This is a genomic window from Streptomyces sp. NBC_01013 (genome assembly GCF_045162765.1).
Classification (GTDB): Bacteria; Actinomycetota; Actinomycetes; order Streptomycetales; family Streptomycetaceae; genus Streptomyces.
The window spans coordinates 2,248,117-2,265,352 of the sequence record NZ_CP108687.1 but is presented as its reverse complement, the minus strand read 5'-3'; the positions used below and the strand labels follow the sequence as shown (position 1 = coordinate 2,265,352).

Sequence of the window (17,236 nt, the reverse complement as noted above, 5' to 3'; positions counted from 1 at the left end):
CGTCCCGTCCGTCTCCAATCGGCAGTAGAGAGTGGCGAGCACACGGTGGACGTGCAGAAGAAGCTCGACGAGATCGTCGAAGCGGTCGGGAACGCCCGGTCCATGCCCATGTCGGCATCCTGCGTGGTCAACCGCGCCGAACTGCTCTCGATGCTCGAAGAGGTGCGCGAGGCCCTGCCCGGCTCGCTCGCGCAGGCCGCCGAGGTCATCGGCGGCCACGAGCAGCTCGTCGAGCAGGCCCGCCAGGAGGCCGGCCGGATCATCGAGAGCGCCCACGCCGAGCGGGGGTCGCTCATCTCCGGCACGGAGATCGCCCGGCAGTCCCAGGCGGAGGCCGACCGGATCCTCGGCGAGGCCCGCAAGGACGCCGACGAGATCCGCGCCGAGGCGGACGAGTACGTCGACAGCAAGCTCGCCAACTTCGAGGTCGTCCTCACCAAGACGATCGGCTCGGTCGACCGGGGGCGCGAGAAGCTCCTCGGTCGCGGCCAGGGCTTCGACGAGCAGGGCTACGAGGACCCGGACTTCGCCGAGGCGCCCGAGCGCAGCGCCGACCCGGCCACGCTCCAGCGCCGTGCCGACGAGTACGTGGACACCAAGCTCGGCGCCTTCGAGGCCGTGCTCGCCAAGACCCTGGAGGCCGTCGGCCGCGGCCGGCAGAAGCTGCACGGCCGCGTCGCCACCGACGACCTCGGCGCACACATGGCCGCGCAGGACGCCGCGGGCGCCCAGGGCCACACCAGCGACGAGGACCACTGGGCGGGTCTGGCCGAGATCGCCACCCCGGAACCGCTCCAGGTTCCCCAGCAGCACGGCGAGCCGCAGTACCCGGCGCAACCCGAGCCGCAGTACGCGCAGACGTACGGATACCAGGAGCAGGCGCAGCAGGGTGCCTACCAGGACCAGTCGCAGCAGCCCGATCCGTACGCCGCTTACCAGCAGCAGCCCGACCCCTACGCGGGCTACCAGCAGCAGGGCTACGATCCGAACCAGGCGCAGGGCTACGACCCCGTCCAGGTCCCGGCGCAGGGCTACGACGCCTGGCAGCAGCCGGCGCAGGGCCGGCAGCAGCCCCTGCAGCACGGCGAGGGCGCCCTGGACGAGACCAGCCTCTTCGACACCAGCATGATCGACCTGGAACAGCTCCGCCGGTACGAACAGGAGCGCTGAGCGCTTCCGGGAGCCGGTCACCGTCCGGGACCAGGGCCGGATTGGGAGCTGGGCGGTGTGTCCAGTATCCTGGTTGTTCGGTCGCGCGTATGTCTGCGATCCCGGCTGCCCGCTTCGACTCCGAACCGGTCGGCCCACCCCCACCATGCGTGATGCGCACGATTCTGAAAGCAGGAGAAGCCCTGAACGGCCACCTCGACCACCGAAACCCTCTCGTGTTCGATACGCACGAGCTGGGCCGGCGTCCCGGTGCCCTCAAGCGGCTGACCCGCACTGCGGACGCCCCCAAGGACTTCGGTATCGACGGGGTCATCGGTGTGCCGGAGGGCGCACCCGTGCAGTTGGACGTCCGCCTCGAATCGGTCATGGAAGGTGTGCTGGTCACCGGCACCGCCCGTGCATCCGCCGAGGGGGAGTGCGTAAGGTGTCTGGAGCCGCTGAGCCTTGAGGTCAAGGCGGACTTCCAGGAAATGTTCTCGTACCCTGACGCCGATGACCGGAACCGCAGCAAGACCGCGGACCCGGTCGACGACGCCGAGGACGACGAGGACAGGTACTTCCTCGAGGACGGCTTGTTCGACCTCGAGTCGGTGCTGCGTGATGCGGTGGTGCTCGCACTGCCGATGCAGCCTGTGTGCAAGGAGACCTGTGCCGGTCTGTGTTCCGAGTGCGGAATCAGGCTGGACGAGAATCCGGGCCATCATCACGAAGCCGTCGACATTCGTTGGGCGGCACTGCAAGGACTCGCCGATACCGTTCAGGACGGCGAGAAGGACAACATGGGCGGCGCCGACCCCGGCGTCGACGAGAAGCAGGAGAAGTAGCCGTGGCTGTTCCGAAGCGGAAGATGTCGCGCAGCAACACGCGCCACCGCCGGTCGCAGTGGAAGGCTGCGGTCCCCACCCTGGTTTCGTGCGAGCGTTGCCAGGAGCCGAAGCTGCAGCACATCGCGTGCCCCAGCTGCGGCACGTACAACAAGCGCCAGGTCCTCGAGGTCTGAGCGGCTGGTGAGAGGCCCGATGTCTGAGTTGTCCCACGCCAAGAAGCAGGCAGACAACGTCAACACAGCCTCGTCCCACACGCTTCTGGAAGGGCGGCTCGGGTATCACCTCGAGTCCGCCCTTCTGGTGCGTGCGCTGACCCATCGTTCGTACGCGTACGAGAACGGCGGTCTGCCCACCAACGAGCGGCTCGAATTCCTCGGGGATTCGGTGCTCGGACTGGTGGTCACGGACACGCTGTACCGCACTCACCCCGACCTGCCTGAAGGCCAGCTGGCCAAATTGCGGGCCGCGGTGGTCAACTCGCGTGCGCTTGCGGAAGTGGGCCGCGGCCTCGAACTCGGCTCCTTCATCCGGCTCGGCCGCGGTGAAGAGGGCACGGGTGGCCGGGACAAGGCGTCCATCCTCGCCGACACCCTTGAAGCGGTGATCGGCGCGGTCTATCTCGATCAGGGCCTCGACGCGGCCTCGGAGCTGGTTCACCGGCTCTTCGACCCGTTGATCGACAGGTCCTCGAACCTCGGTGCCGGCCTGGACTGGAAGACCAGTCTCCAGGAGCTCACCGCGAGCGAGAGCCTCGGAGTTCCCGAGTACCTCGTCACGGAGACCGGCCCGGACCACGAGAAGACCTTTACTGCTGCTGCTCGCGTCGGTGGTGTCTCGTACGGCACCGGCACCGGCCGTAGCAAGAAGGAAGCGGAGCAGCAGGCGGCCGAGTCCGCCTGGCGTGAGATCAGCGCCGCCGCGGAAGCACGGGAGGCAGCGGACAAGTCCGCTGCCGACGGAGGGGCCGCCGACACCCCTGCCGACCCGGCGTCCACGGACGTTGCTCCTGCCTGACCCCGAGAGCCCCTCGGTGCCCAGCGCACCGGGGGGTTCTCTCTGTCCCGACCCTTTCCGAACCGTCCCTCGGACCCTTCGGACCATCTTCAGGAGCGACACCGTGCCCGAGCTGCCCGAGGTCGAAGTCGTCCGGCGCGGTCTTGAGCGCTGGGTCGCGGGGCGAACGGTCGGCGAGGTCGAGGTCCTGCACCCGCGTGCGGTCCGCCGGCACCTCGCGGGCGGCACGGACTTCGCTGCCCGGCTACGCGGCGTCCGGTTCGGGGTGGCGATGCGCCGCGGCAAGTACCTGTGGGTGCCGCTCGACGATGCTGCCACCTCCCTCCTCGGCCACCTGGGCATGAGCGGTCAGCTCCTCGTGCAGCCCGAGGGGGCACTCGACGAGAAGCATCTGAGGATCAGGATCCGCTTCGACGACGCCGTCGGCACCGAGCTGCGCTTCGTCGACCAGCGCACCTTCGGCGGGCTCTCCCTCCACGAGAACACTCCCGAGGGGCTGCCCGACACCATCGCGCACATCGCCCGCGATCCGCTGGACCCGGCCTTCGACGACGCGGCGTTCCACACCGCGCTGCGGTTGCGCCGCACCACGGTCAAGCGTGCCCTGCTCGACCAGTCGCTGATCAGCGGCGTCGGCAACATCTACGCGGACGAGGCGCTCTGGCGCGCCAGGCTGCACTACGACCGGCCGACCGCGAGCCTGACCCGCCCCAGGTCGGCCGAGCTGCTCGGCCACGTCCGCGACGTGATGAACGCGGCCCTCGCGCAGGGCGGCACGAGCTTCGACAGCCTCTACGTGAACGTGAACGGCGAGTCCGGCTACTTCGACCGCTCGCTCGACGCCTACGGGCGCGAGGACGAGCCCTGTCACCGCTGCGGTACGCCGATGCGACGCCGTGCCTGGATGAACCGGTCGAGCTACTTCTGCCCCCGCTGTCAGCGCCCGCCGCGCGCATAGGACCTTCAGGACGGGTCTGCGTGGGCCTCGTCGTACTGCCCGCGTGCCAGCAGGACCTCCGACATCCGGCCCTCGACCAGCTGGATGAGGGCGAGCAACTGGTCGGCGACCTGACGCCCCAGGGGTGTGAGCTCGTAGTCGACGCGGGGGGGATTGGTCGGCTGGGCCTCGCGGTGCACCAGTCCGTCGCGCTCCAGCGCGTGCAGTGTCTGGGAGAGCATCTTCTCACTCACCCCGTCGACCCGGCGCCGCAACGCGTTGAACCTGAGGCTGCCCTCGCGCAGAGCGCCGAGCGTCAGACTGCCCCATCGGCCGGTGACGTGCTCCAGGGTGCCGCGCGAGGGGCACTGTCTGGAGAACACGTCGAAGGGGAGGGCGCCGTCAGCCGGGTAGTGATCCCCCGGTGCGCTGCTGCCGTTCTCATCCATGAAAACCAGCGTACGCCCGCACAGCGCTTTCCACGGGGTTGCGCATTCCGTGGGTGAGCGGTGTGGGGCGTACGAGGTCGAAGCGGTTGGTGCTGCGGAGGCGAGAGGGGACGGGCGGGGCTCAGGAGGGCGCCGTCCGCCTCAGAAGCCGAAGTCCTGCGTCCACCAGGGACCGCCGGAACCGAAGTGGACGCCCACGCCGAGCGTCTTGTAGTCGCAATTGAGAATGTTTGCGCGGTGGCCTTCGCTGTTCATCCAGGCCTCCATCACGGCCTCGGCGTCGGCCTGTCCGCGGGCGATGTTCTCCCCGCCGAGACCCGAGACACCGGCCGCGGAGGCGCGGTCCCAGGGGGACTTCCCATCCGGGTCGGTGTGGTCGAAGAATCCGCGGGCCGCCATGTCGTCGCTGAAGTTCTGGGCGAGCGAGGCCAGTGAGGAACTCGCGGTCACGGCGCTGCAGCCGACCTTGGCGCGCTCCTGGTTGACCAGAGCGAGCACGGCGGCCTGGGCCGAGGTGGCGGCGGCCGGCGCGGTGGTCGTGCGAGGGGCCGGCGTGGAGGCGGAGGGCTTGGGGGAGGCAGGGCTCGAAGCGGGGGCCGGCGCCGAGCTCCTCGTGCTTCCGGCAGCGGGGGCCTTCGGGGAAGCGGTGCGCTTCGTCTGTTCCTTCGCGGCCGTTTCCTTCGCCTGCTTCGCCTCTGCCGTCACCGTCGTCTTCGTCGGCTCGGACGTCGTCGAGGGCGACGCGGACGGCGTTCCGGCCGAGGGGGACGCCGACTTCGTGGGGGCCTTGGCGCGTTCGGTCCCGCGGCTGGCCGCGGCCGTCGCGGAACGATCGGCCGGAGCGGTCGTGGCGCCGCCCTGCGTCAGCAGGTCGGGGGCTCCGTCGGAGCGCACATGGTCGGCGGCCGGGCCGCCCCCCACGTTGTAGGTGTCGCCTCCGGGCACCAGGCCGGAGGCGACCGCGACGGCACCGACGGCAAGGGCGGCGGAGACGCCGAGCAGTCCCGTCCGGACCGGAATGCCGGACCGCTTCCTGCGGCTCGTACTCCGGCTCCGGCCTGCGGTTCCCTCCGCGTGCTGTTCAGCGGCGGGAGCTGCGGCTGAGCGTCGGTGGCGTCCCATCTGCTGTGCCCTTCTGACGATCCGGACGCCGTTGTCGGCGCCCCTTTACTCACCCGATCGAGTGAAGCTATTGCGAGGGGACTGTACGCCATGGCGATTCGGCGAGAAGTGCTCCGAGAGCAATTGGCCGGTTAGCGTTCGGGCATGAACGAAGATGTGCGACTCACCGCTTGGGTACGCGGCCGAGTACAGCAAGTAGGGTTCCGCTGGTTCACCAGGGCAAACGCTTTGGAGATCGGCGGCCTCACAGGATTCGCCCGCAATACCGAGGACGGCAGAGTGCAGGTTGTGGCAGAAGGGCAGCGTGAGAATTGCCACCGTCTGCTGGATTGGCTGCGCTCGGACGACACACCCGGCCGCGTTGACGGAGTGACTGAGATCTGGGACACGCCGCGGGGTGGATACGAGGGATTCGCGATCCGCTGAAGCGGTCCTCGGACAGGGGAGGAGCGAGGTCCGTGTTCGGGCTGTGTTCGATGCGCGGCGAGGGGTGACCACGTCGCGCGCAGTCATGCGTACACATGAAATGACCTGCGGAATGACCCGATGGTTGCCAAGATTCGGTAGCCGTGCCAGGCTGCGGCGGTAAGGATGATCTCCGCTCCCTGAGGGCCCCGCTGGAGAGTCGCGCCGCATGATCGTCAAGCCGCGCGCCCCCGGGACGCCCGCCTCTACAGGGTGTGATCGTGTTGACCGTCAAACTTTTTGGTGAGACGCTGAAATCCCCGCGCACCTTAGCTGTTCGGCAGAGCTGTTTGGCAGCAGAACAGCAGTGAGCACAGAGCACTGCCGAGCACCGCGGGTGCGATTCCCTCACGACCCACACCGCATCGGTCGGTCACTCAGTGTGGAGGACCATCCATCATGGCAAAGGCGCTTCTCGGTTACGTCGGCGGTTCCGATCCGCGACTCCTCGCCGAGATGCGACGGCTTCAGCAGCGCGTCCAGGATCTTGAATCCGAGCTCGTACGGATCCAGGACGAGAACGACGCGCTCAACGCCGCCGCCCAGCACCAAGAGTCGCTGCTCGACAGCATCGACATCGACGTACCTCAGGCGGAGCCGGCGCTGACCTGACCGATGGCCCTCAGGGGCCGGTCGGGCTGCACGCGTCAGCCGCACGGCATCATCGCCGGATCGTCACCGGATCATTGAAGATCAATTGCTCTTGGTCTGCTTCTTCATGTGCCTAGTCACTGATCCGGGCACGCGCGCCTTCATGGGGGCGGCGGATCCGTCGACGAAACACTGCAATCGATTCGGGCGGCACTGCACTGGATCGGGCAGCGCTGCAACAAGATTTACAGGGGACGCTTCGGCGTCCCTTCTTTCTTTTCCCCTCCGGCCTGCCCCGTCCCGCCCCGGACGTACACCCCTTCCCTTACCGTCTGATGTGCCCTGCACCTTCATCAGCGAAACCGAGAGTGAAAGGTAGAGTCCGGCGGCGTGCACCTCAAGGCCCTGACCCTGCGTGGTTTCAAATCGTTCGCCTCCGCCACCACTCTGCGGTTCGAACCCGGGATCACCTGTGTGGTCGGTCCCAATGGGTCGGGCAAGTCCAATGTGGTGGACGCGCTCTCCTGGGTCATGGGGGAGCAGGGCGCCAAATCACTGCGCGGCGGCAAGATGGAAGACGTGATCTTCGCCGGCACCACCGGGCGGCCGCCGCTCGGCCGGGCGGAAGTGTCGCTGACCATCGACAATTCCGACGGTGCGCTGCCCATCGAGTACGCCGAAGTGACGATCACTCGGATCATGTTCCGCAACGGCGGCAGCGAATACCAGATCAATGGCGACACCTGCCGGCTGCTGGACATCCAGGAACTCCTCTCGGACTCCGGAATCGGCCGGGAGATGCATGTCATCGTCGGCCAGGGCCAGCTGGACTCCGTGCTCCACGCCGACCCGATGGGGCGCCGCGCGTTCATCGAGGAGGCCGCCGGCGTTCTCAAGCACCGCAAGCGCAAGGAGAAGGCGCTGCGGAAGCTGGACGCGATGGGCGCGAACCTGGCCCGTGTGCAGGACCTCACCGACGAACTGCGGCGGCAGCTGAAACCGCTCGGGCGCCAGGCGGCGGTGGCCCGCCGGGCCGCCGTCATCCAGGCCGATCTGCGCGACGCCCGGCTGCGCCTCCTCGCCGACGACCTGGTGCGGCTGCACACCGCGCTGCGCAGCGAGATCGCCGACGAGGCGGCGCTGAAGGAGCGCCGCGAGGCGGCCGAGGCGGAGCTGAAGGCGGCCCTCGCCCGCGAGGCCGAACTGGAGGGTGAGGTAAGGCGACTGACGCCACGCCTCCAGCGGGCCCAGCAGACCTGGTACGAACTGTCCCAGCTGGCCGAACGGGTACGCGGCACCATCTCGCTCGCCGACGCCCGGGTGAAGAGCGCCACCGCGCCGCCCGAGGAGGAGCGACGAGGGCGCGACCCCGAGGACATGGAGCGTGAGGCGGCCCGGATCCGTGAGCAGGAGGCGGAGCTGACCGCCGCGCTGGAGGCCGCGGAGCACGCGCTGGAGGACACCGCGTCCCACCGGGCCGAACTGGAACGGGAACTGGCCGCCGAGGAACGCAGGCTCAAGGACGCGGCCCGTGCGCTCGCGGACCGCCGCGAAGGACTTGCCCGGCTGAACGGCCAGGTCAACGCGGCCCGCAGCCGCGCCGGTTCGGCGCAGTCGGAGATCGACCGGCTGGCCGCCTCGCGCGACGAGGCGCAGGAGCGGGCGGTCCGGGCCCAGGAGGAGTACGAGCAGCTGAAGGCCGAGGTCGACGGCCTGGACGCGGGGGACACGGAACTCGGAGAGCGGCATGACGCCGCCCGGCGCGAACTGAAGGAGGCGGAGGGGGCGCTCGCCGCAGCGCGGGAGGATCTCACCACCGCCGAACGCGAGCGCGCGGCGGTCACGGCCCGTCATGACGCGCTGGCCCTCGGACTGCGCCGGAAGGACGGCACCGGTGTGCTGCTGGGCGCCCGGGACCGGCTGACGGGTCTGCTCGGCCCGGCCGCGGAACTGCTCACCGTGGCCCCGGGACACGAGATCGCGGTGGCGGCGGCCCTGGGTGCGGCCGCCGACGCGGTGGCGGTGACGGACCCGGCCACGGCGGCGGAGGCGATCCGGCTGCTGCGCAAGCAGGACGCGGGACGCGCGTCCCTGCTGCTCGGCGGCGCCCCCGGCGGATCCGGTGCCGCGGGGCACGTACCCGGTCAGGGTGCGGAGGCGCGTCCCGCGTCGCCGGCCGGTGTCGCCCACGTCCCCGGGCAGGGTGCGGAGCCCGGCTCCGCGGCCCGGGGACCGGGGACCACCGAGCCCTACACTCCCGGCGGACCGGCTCCGGCCGGGAGCGAGACGGAGACCGAAGCCGAGGCGGCCGGACAGCTGACCGCCCTGGTCCGCGCCGACGGCCGGGGTGTCCCAGCCGTCGCCGATCTCGTCAGCGGCCCCGTCGAACTCATGGCCGCGGTCCGCAGGCTCGTCCGGGACATGGTGGTCGTCGGAACGCTGGAGGACGCCGAGGACCTGGTCGCCGCCCGCCCTGAGCTGACGGCGGTGACCGGCGAGGGGGACGTGCTCTCGACGCACTTCGCGCACGGTGGATCGGCGGGGGCACCCAGCCTCCTTGAGGTCCAGGCGTCCGTGGACGAAGCGGCGGCGGAGCTGGCCGAACTCGACGTGCGGTGCGCGGAGCTGGCCGGGACGCAGCGTGTCGCGGCCCAGCGGCGCAGCGACTGCGCGGCGCTCGTCGAGGAGTTGGGGGAGCGCCGTCGGGCCGCCGAGCGGGAGAAGTCCGGGGTGGCCCAGCAACTCGGCCGGCTCGCCGGGCAGGCCCGTGGCGCCGCGGGTGAGGCCGAACGGATGGCCGCTTCCGCCGCCCGCGCCCAGGAGGCCCTGGAGAGGGCGACCCAGGAGGCCGAGGAGCTGGCCGAACGGCTGCTGGTGGCCGAGGAGGCGGCGCAGGACGGTGCGGACGAGGAGCCGGACGCCGCCGTGCGCGACCGGCTGGCCGCCGACGGTGCCAACGCCCGCCAGACCGAGATGGAAGCCCGCCTCCAGGTCCGTACGCACGAGGAAAGGGTCAAGGCCCTCGCCGGTCGCGCCGACTCGCTCGACCGGGGGGCCCGCGCCGAACGGGAGGCCCGCGCCCGCGCCGAGCAGCGCCGTGCCCGGCTGCGTCACGAGGCCGCCGTGGCCTCGGCCGTCGCGGCCGGCGCCCGTCAGCTGCTCGCCCACGTCGAGGTGTCCGTGGTGCGGGCCCAGGAGGAGCGGGCCGCCGCCGAGGCGTCGAAGGCCGAGCGCGAGCGTGAGCTGGCGGCCGAACGCCATCGGGGTCGTGAGCTCAAGGGGGAGCTCGACAAGCTGACGGACTCGGTCCACCGGGGAGAGGTGCTCGGGGCCGAGAAGCGGCTGCGGATAGAGCAGCTGGAGGCGAAGGCCCTGGAGGAGCTCGGTGTGGAGCCGGCCGGTCTGGCGGCGGAGTACGGCCCCGACCAGCTCGTGCCGCCGTCGCCCGCGGCGGAGGGGGAGGAGCTGCCGGAGGATCCGGAGCACCCGCGTAACCAGCCGAAGCCGTTCGTACGGGCCGAGCAGGAGAAGCGGCTGAAGTCGGCCGAACGGGCGTATCAGCAACTCGGGAAGGTGAATCCGCTCGCCCTTGAGGAGTTCTCGGCGCTGGAGGAGCGGCACAAGTTCCTCTCCGAGCAGCTGGAGGACCTGAAGAAGACCCGGGCCGATCTGATGCAGGTCATCAAGGAGGTCGACGAGCGGGTCGAGCAGGTCTTCACCGAGGCGTACCGGGACACGGCCAGGGAGTTCGAGGGGGTGTTCTCACGCCTCTTCCCGGGCGGTGAGGGGCGGCTCGTTCTCACCGATCCGGACAACATGCTCGCGACCGGTGTGGACGTCGAGGCCAGGCCGCCTGGCAAGAAGGTCAAGCGCCTGTCCCTGCTGTCGGGCGGGGAACGGTCGCTGACAGCGGTGGCGTTGCTGGTCTCGATCTTCAAGGCCAGGCCGAGCCCGTTCTATGTGATGGACGAGGTCGAGGCGGCGCTCGACGACACCAATCTGCAGCGGCTGATCCGGATCATGGAGGAGCTCCAGGAGAGCTCCCAGCTCATCGTGATCACCCACCAGAAGCGGACGATGGAGGTCGCCGACGCGCTCTACGGCGTCTCCATGCAGGGCGACGGCGTCTCCAAGGTGATCAGCCAACGGCTGCGCTGAGCCTTTACCCAATCTTCAAGACTCCAACAAGCTGATGTGAACACTCCTGGGTACACGTGGGCCCTGACCCCGATACCAACTTCAAAAGTTGAACGCATAGTCTCTGCAACGTCGTTTTTGTCTTCAAGTGGTGGCAAGGAAGAAGTTGTGCGCCACTGGGAGAGCTCACCCCCCACGCCTGACGTTGCGGCCAGGCCCCAGGAGTTCATGTGACCAGCACACCGCAGGGACCAGCGTCCGGAGCCCGAACGGCTCACCCGGACCACATCGGCCATGTCATCTTCATCACCGCTGCGGCCGCTATGGGTGGCTTCCTCTTCGGCTACGACAGTTCCGTGATCAACGGAGCGGTCGAAGCGATCCGCAGCCGGTACGACATCGGTTCCGGCACGCTCGCCCAGGTCATCGCCATCGCGCTGATCGGCTGCGCGATCGGCGCCGCCACTGCGGGCCGGATCGCCGACCGCATCGGGCGTATCCGATGCATGCAGATCGCCTCGGTGCTCTTCACCATCAGCGCCGTGGGCTCCGCGCTTCCCTTCGCCCTCTGGGACCTGGCGATGTGGCGCATCATCGGCGGCTTCGCCATCGGCATGGCGTCGGTGATCGGCCCGGCGTACATCGCCGAGGTCTCCCCGCCCGCCTATCGCGGGCGCCTCGGCTCCTTCCAGCAGGCGGCGATCGTCATCGGCATCGCCATCTCCCAGCTGGTCAACTACGGCATCCTGCAGATCGCCGACGGTGACCAGCGCGGCAAGATCGGCGGACTGGAAGCCTGGCAGTGGATGCTCGGCGTGATGGTCGTGCCCGCGGTGCTCTACGGGCTCCTCTCGTTCGCGATCCCCGAGTCGCCGCGCTTCCTGATCTCCGTCGGCAAGAAGGAGCGGGCCCGGCAGATCCTCGAAGAGGTCGAGGGCAAGAACATCGACCTCGACGCCCGGGTCACCGAGATCGAGACCGCGATGCACCGCGAGCACAAGTCGAGCTTCAGGGACCTGCTCGGCAGCCGCTTCGGCTTCCTGCCCATCGTCTGGGTCGGTATCGGCCTGTCGGTGTTCCAGCAGCTCGTCGGCATCAACGTGGCGTTCTACTACTCGGCGACGCTGTGGCAGTCCGTCGGCATCGACCCGACCGACTCGTTCTTCTACTCCTTCACGACCTCGATCATCAACATCATCGGTACGGTGATCGCGATGATCCTGGTGGACCGGGTGGGCCGTCGCCCGCTGGCTCTCGTCGGCTCCTGCGGTATGGCCGTCGCCCTCGCCTTCGAGGCGTGGGCGTTCTCCGCCGACCTGGTCGACGGCAAACTCCCCACCACCCAGGGCGTCGTCGCTCTCGTCGCCGCCCACGTCTTCGTGCTCTTCTTCGCCCTCTCGTGGGGCGTGGTGGTCTGGGTCTTCCTCGGCGAGATGTTCCCGAACCGGATCCGCGCCGCCGCACTCGGTGTCGCCGCCTCCGCGCAGTGGATCGCCAACTGGGCGATCACCGCGAGCTTCCCGAGCCTGGCCGACTGGAACCTCTCGGGCACGTACATCATCTACGCCTGCTTCGCCACGCTCTCGATCCCCTTCGTCATCAAGTTCGTCAAGGAGACCAAGGGCAAGGCGCTGGAGGAGATGGGTTAGACCAGCCGGACCGCCCGGAGCCCGGGGGAGCGCACGACCGGCCCCGCGCCGCCGCCCCCCAGGTGACGGCCGGCTCTGGCCCGCTCCCCCTCCTCGATATCCGTACGGCCCCGGCCCGCGCCCGCGAGCCGGGGCCGTACGCGCGTCTCACTCCCCGATCGCCCCGCAGAACAACCGCAGGCTGCGCCACCCCTCCTCGACCGGCATGCCGCCGCACAGCGGGTGCAGCACCAGGCTGTCCAGCTCCCCGGAGAGAGCAGCGCAGGCCTCCGGTGTGACGATCCGGTAGACGCCCTCGTCCCGCAGCTCCGCCACCGTCGTCGCCGCGGAGCGGACGGCCGAGCGGATGTCCTTGGACTGCCAGGAGGCGTACGTACGGGCCTCGTGCAGGAAGTGCTCCCCGTACTGCGCCCATGTCCGGTCCGGATCCTCCGACACGTGCAGCAACGGCGTCTTGGCCGCGGGCATCATGCAGAAGCCCTCCGTGCCGTGCTCCGCGCGCTGCTCGTGGTAGTACGCCTCCAGCTCCGGCAGGTGCGCGCTCGGGAACAGCGGCAGCCCCAGCCGGGCCGCCCGCCGCGCTGCCGCCCTCGAACTCCCGCCCACCAGCAGCAACGGATGAGGGCGGGTGTACGGCCGCGGGGTGACGGTGACGGTACGGCCGCGGAACTCGAACGGCTCCCCGGTCCACGCCCGCAACAGCGTCTCCAGCAGCTCGTCCTGGAGCCGGCCGCGCCTGCCCCACTCGACGCCCGCCCGCTCGTACTCCTCGGGCCGGTAGCCGATACCGGCCACCGTGACCAGCCGGCCCGCGCCCAGCAGATCGAGCACCGCGATGTCCTCGGCCAGCCGCAGCGGGTCGTGCAGCGGCCCGATGACCGCGGAGACCGTGACCGCGATCCGACGGGTTGCCCCGAAGACGGCCCCGGCGAAGACGAACGGGGAGGGCAGCCAGGAGTTGGCGGCCCCGTGGTGCTCCTCGGTCTGCACCGTGTCCACGCCGCTCTCGTCGGCATACGCGGCCATGTCCAGCGCCGCGCGGTAGCGGGCCGAGAGGGACCCGGGCGTGGCCTGCGGGTCGACGAGGTTGAACCGGACGACTGTGAAGGCCATGACGCTGTCCCCCTGGGTCCTGTCTGGACGGGCTGGGCGAGGCCGGACCTTAGCTGACGCAGCGTCAGAAGTGTAGGGGTTCGGCCCGCTGCCGCGCCCCGGGCCGCGGCAGCGCCGCGTACAGACCTCCCGAGACGACGATCGTGACCGCCCAGCCGAGCCCGTTGCGGCCCGGCCAGGTCGTCGCGAGCGGGCCGGTGAACCACTCCACGCCGGTGAACAGCAACCCCACCACCAGGCCGGCCGCCCAAGCGGCCACCGCGTTCCACGCGACACCGCCCGAGTACCAGTAGGCGCTGGTCGGGGTGGTGTTCATCAGTGCCGCCGGGTCGTATGTGCGCCCGCGCAGCAGATCCACGCCGAAGACGCCGATCCAGGCCGAGAACGTCACCGCGAGCAGGTTCAGAAAGGAGACGAACGAATCGACGAAACTGCTCGCCACGAGCATCAGCAGCGCCCCCAGGAACAGGCTGATCGCCGCATTCACGCCGACTGCCCAGGCACGCGGCACCGCGAATCCCAGGGTCTGTGCGGTGAACCCGGCCGAGTACATCGACATGGCGTTGATCAGCACCATTCCGAGCACCGCGACGACCAGGTACGGAACCGCGATCCAGTCGGGCAACAGCACTCCGATGAACGAGACCGGATCATGCGTGACGGCCAGCCCCGGCGTGCCGACCGCCATCACCGCACCCGTCAGGACCAGCGGCAGGAACACGATGCCCGCCCCGCCGACGGTCGCCGCCACCATCACCCGCCCCGGCGCGGTGTGCGGCAGATAGCGGGTGAAGTCCGGCCCGGTGGGCGCCCAGCTGATGCCGCCGGCCGCCAGGGTGCCGATCCCCGCGATCATCGCCGACGTGGGGCCGGCCGGCCGGTCCAGTACCGCCGGCCAGGCCGTCGCCCCGACCAGATGCGCCAGGACCAGGACACTGAACCCGCCGAAGAGGTACGCGGACCAGGTGCAGCACAGCCGCAGCGCCCGCACGCCCAGCCCCGACAGCAGGAAGCTGCTCGCGACGAACGCGAGCAGCGTCACCATGATCAATGTCGTGGTGCTCGGGACGTCGAAGAGCACGTCGAGCACCGCCAGCAGGGCGTACGCCCCGGTGACCGCGTTCACCGTCTCCCATCCCCAGCGGGCCACCCAGATCAGCGCGCCGGGCGCCAGGTTGCCCCGCTGGCCGAAGACGGCGCGCGAGAGCGCCATGCCGGGGGCGCCACCGTCGCGCCCCGCGACCGAGATCAGGCCGACCATGCCGAAGGAGACGGCCGGAGCGGTGACCGCGACGACCAGCACCTGCCAGAAGCTCAGGCCGCCGAAGACGACGAGCCCCGCCCCGATGGTGAGCAGCAGCACGGTCATGTTGGCGGCCGCCCACGTGGGGAAGAGGGCCCGGACCCGGCCGGTGCGCTCGCGTTCGGGGACGGGGTCCAGCCCACGGGTCTCCACGAACAGGAGCGTACCTTTACTGACATACGGTACGTAACGCCCGGGCGATTCAGGGGGTGCCGTCATCCGACCGGCATCCTCGCCCGGGCCGGGCCGCGGCCGGCGCCGGGGCAGAGGTCACGCCCGGCCGGGTGGGGACACCTCACGTCCTGTGGGCCGGTGTACGCACTCGGCCCCCCGTGGGACCCGCGCATCCCTCGCGCGCCGCCGCACGTGACCGATACTGGGTGGGTTATGGAATTCGTCATCCTTGCTGTAGTCATCGCCCTGGTCGCGGTCGGCGTGATCAGCGGGCTCGTGGTCAGCAGCCGCAAGAAGAAGCAGCTGCCCCCGGCACCGTCGAGCACGCCGACCCTCACTCCTCCCGCCGAGCCCCATGTCGGCGAGGAGGCCGAGTCGCCGCGCGACGCGTCGCGCCGCACCGCCGAGGAGGTCGGCCCCCCGCCCGGGGAGGCCCCGGAATCCGTCGAACCGGAGACGCCCGCGGCCCCCGCGCTGGACGTCCCCGAGCCCACCGCCGGCCGTCTCGTACGACTGCGGGCACGGCTCGCCCGCTCGCAGAACTCCCTGGGCAAGGGGCTGCTCACGCTCCTTTCCCGGGACAACCTCGACGAGGACACCTGGGAGGAGATCGAGGACACCCTCCTCACCGCCGACGTCGGCGTCGCCCCCACCCAGGAACTGGTCGAACGGCTCCGGGAGCGCGTCCGCGTCCTCGGTACCCGTACCCCCGAGGAGCTGCGCAAGCTGCTGCGTGAGGAGCTCCTCACCCTCCTCGGTACCGATTTCGACCGTGCGGTGAAGTCGGACGGCGGCGCGGAGACCCCCGGCGTCGTGATGGTCGTCGGTGTCAACGGCACCGGCAAGACCACCACCACCGGCAAGCTCGCCCGGGTGCTGGTGGCCGACGGCCGCAGCGTGGTGCTCGGTGCGGCCGACACCTTCCGTGCCGCCGCCGCCGATCAGCTCCAGACCTGGGGTGAGCGCGTCGGTGCCCGTACCGTGCGCGGGCCCGAGGGCGGCGACCCGGCGTCGATCGCCTTCGACGCCGTGAAGGAAGGCATCGCCGAGGGTGCCGACGTCGTCCTCATCGACACGGCAGGCCGGTTGCACACCAAGACCGGGCTGATGGACGAGCTCGGGAAGGTCAAGCGGGTCGTCGAGAAGCACGGACCGCTGGACGAGATCCTGCTCGTCCTCGACGCCACCACCGGCCAGAACGGGCTCGTGCAGGCGCGGGTGTTCGCCGAGGTCGTCGACATCACCGGCATCGTCCTCACCAAGCTCGACGGCACCGCCAAGGGCGGCATCGTCATCGCCGTCCAGCGCGAGCTGGGCGTACCGGTGAAGCTGGTCGGGCTCGGCGAGGGGCCGGACGATCTGGCTCCGTTCGAGCCGGAGGCGTTCGTGGACGCCCTGATCGGGGACTGAACTCCCGCACGGCTACGACGACGATGAGCCCGGCCGCGCACCCTGCGCGACCGGGCTCATCGTCGTACGGGCGCTGTGAGCGGGCACTCGGCCGCAGGGAGACAGCCGGTGGCAGATGTACGCCAGCGTGCCCAGCAGCAGCCGGGCCTCCGGGGGCGCCGCCGCGGTGTCCAGGACCGGCGGGCGCAGCCAGCGGACCGGGCCGAGCCCGCCCTGGTCCGACGGCGGCGCGGTGATGTGGGAGCCGGCGCCGAACGCCCGCAGGTCCAGTCCCGCGTCGTCCCAGCCCATCCGGTACAGCAGCCGGGGGAGTCCGGCGGCCGCCCCGGGCGCGACGAAGAACTGTGCCCGGCCGGCCGGGGTCACCGCCACCGGGCCCAGCGGCAGCCCCATCCGTTCCATCCGCACGAGCGCCCGGCGCCCGGCCCGCTCGGCGACATCGAGCACGTCGAAGGTGCGGCCCACCGGCAGCAGCATCGCGGCACCGGGCACCTCGGCCCACGCCCGTGCCGCCGTGTCGAGCGTCGCCCCGGCGGGGACCTCCTGGGCGAAGTCGAGCGGGTGGGCGCCGGGGGAGGGGCAACCCGAGTCCCCGCACGAGCAGGTGCCGTCCGAGGCGCGAGCACCGGGCGCGACCGCCCAGCCCCACAGTCCCGTGTACTCGGCCACCGCGGTGCTCTCGGCCGCACGGCCGCGGCGCCGTGCGCCGGATCGCATGTCACGGATGCCGCCGATCGTGAAGCCCATGCCCCCTCCAACGGGTCCAGCTCGCCGGTGGTTACGAACCGGAGCGTCGTCGTGATACTCCGTCGTTCCTGACGACCCGCGTGAGGCGTAGGGCGCACCCAGGGGGTGCGAGGCCCGACACGCGCCCC

Annotated in this window: 14 protein-coding genes and 1 pseudogene; 10 read left to right on the top strand and 5 right to left on the bottom strand. The window is 70.5% G+C overall.

Features of this window, described 5'->3' with window-relative positions; genetic code table 11:
• Positions 1–45 precede the first annotated feature (45 nt).
• From OG538_RS09620 to mutM, 5 genes are all read left to right on the top strand, one after another.
• Positions 46–1,170 carry a cell division initiation protein gene (locus tag OG538_RS09620; RefSeq protein ID WP_406092076.1) on the top strand — a complete coding sequence of 375 codons (1,125 nt, stop codon included), beginning with the start codon at positions 46–48 and terminating at the stop codon, positions 1,168–1,170.
• Between the two features lie 215 nt (positions 1,171–1,385).
• Positions 1,386–1,994, top strand: coding sequence for a YceD family protein (locus OG538_RS09615; RefSeq protein WP_406100042.1), 609 nt, complete (start codon positions 1,386–1,388; stop codon positions 1,992–1,994).
• Between the two features lie 2 nt (positions 1,995–1,996).
• The gene (gene rpmF, locus OG538_RS09610) at positions 1,997–2,170 is read left to right on the top strand and encodes a 50S ribosomal protein L32 (protein WP_003965982.1); all 174 of its coding nucleotides are present in this window, start codon (positions 1,997–1,999) and stop codon (positions 2,168–2,170) included.
• Between the two features lie 19 nt (positions 2,171–2,189).
• Complete coding sequence (gene rnc, locus OG538_RS09605) at positions 2,190–3,011, top strand: ribonuclease III (protein WP_406092074.1); 822 nt, start codon at positions 2,190–2,192, stop codon at positions 3,009–3,011.
• 103 nt (positions 3,012–3,114) lie between these two features.
• Entirely contained in the window at positions 3,115–3,969 is an 855-nt protein-coding gene (gene mutM / locus OG538_RS09600; RefSeq protein WP_406092072.1) for a bifunctional DNA-formamidopyrimidine glycosylase/DNA-(apurinic or apyrimidinic site) lyase, read from the top strand.
• A 5-nt stretch (positions 3,970–3,974) separates the two neighbouring features.
• On the opposite strand, the gene OG538_RS09595 is transcribed toward mutM, so the two are convergent.
• A complete protein-coding gene (locus OG538_RS09595; protein ID WP_406092070.1) occupies positions 3,975–4,397 on the bottom strand; it encodes a winged helix-turn-helix transcriptional regulator in 423 nt (140 codons plus the stop codon).
• Positions 4,398–4,538: 141 nt separating this feature from the next.
• A complete protein-coding gene (locus OG538_RS09590; RefSeq protein WP_406092068.1) occupies positions 4,539–5,519 on the bottom strand; it encodes a CAP domain-containing protein in 981 nt (326 codons plus the stop codon).
• 144 nt (positions 5,520–5,663) lie between these two features.
• On the opposite strand from OG538_RS09590, the gene OG538_RS09585 reads away from it, so the two are divergent.
• From OG538_RS09585 to OG538_RS09570, 4 genes are all read left to right on the top strand, one after another.
• Positions 5,664–5,945 carry an acylphosphatase gene (locus OG538_RS09585; RefSeq protein ID WP_406092066.1) on the top strand — a complete coding sequence of 94 codons (282 nt, stop codon included), beginning with the start codon at positions 5,664–5,666 and terminating at the stop codon, positions 5,943–5,945.
• 438 nt (positions 5,946–6,383) lie between these two features.
• On the top strand, positions 6,384–6,596 hold the full coding sequence (locus OG538_RS09580; RefSeq protein WP_018551753.1) for a hypothetical protein: 213 nt from the start codon (positions 6,384–6,386) through the stop codon (positions 6,594–6,596).
• Between the two features lie 369 nt (positions 6,597–6,965).
• Positions 6,966–10,733, top strand: coding sequence for an AAA family ATPase (locus tag OG538_RS09575; protein ID WP_406092064.1), 3,768 nt, complete (start codon positions 6,966–6,968; stop codon positions 10,731–10,733).
• A 209-nt stretch (positions 10,734–10,942) separates the two neighbouring features.
• The gene (locus tag OG538_RS09570) at positions 10,943–12,361 is read left to right on the top strand and encodes a sugar porter family MFS transporter (RefSeq protein ID WP_406092062.1); all 1,419 of its coding nucleotides are present in this window, start codon (positions 10,943–10,945) and stop codon (positions 12,359–12,361) included.
• Positions 12,362–12,508: 147 nt separating this feature from the next.
• Here OG538_RS09570 and OG538_RS09565 read toward each other — a convergent pair whose 3' ends face one another.
• Positions 12,509–13,474 (bottom strand): LLM class flavin-dependent oxidoreductase, encoded by a 966-nt coding sequence (locus OG538_RS09565; RefSeq protein WP_406092060.1) that lies wholly within the window; start codon positions 13,472–13,474, stop codon positions 12,509–12,511.
• 64 nt (positions 13,475–13,538) lie between these two features.
• A complete protein-coding gene (locus OG538_RS09560; RefSeq protein WP_406092058.1) occupies positions 13,539–14,930 on the bottom strand; it encodes a purine-cytosine permease family protein in 1,392 nt (463 codons plus the stop codon).
• A 234-nt stretch (positions 14,931–15,164) separates the two neighbouring features.
• On the opposite strand from OG538_RS09560, the gene ftsY reads away from it, so the two are divergent.
• Positions 15,165–16,361: a signal recognition particle-docking protein FtsY gene (ftsY, locus tag OG538_RS09555; protein WP_406092056.1), complete on the top strand. Its 1,197-nt coding sequence runs from the start codon at positions 15,165–15,167 to the stop codon at positions 16,359–16,361.
• Between the two features lie 105 nt (positions 16,362–16,466).
• Here ftsY and OG538_RS09550 read toward each other — a convergent pair.
• Positions 16,467–17,108 (bottom strand): annotated as a pseudogene (locus tag OG538_RS09550) (bifunctional DNA primase/polymerase); the annotation flags it as partial.
• Positions 17,109–17,236 lie beyond the last annotated feature (128 nt).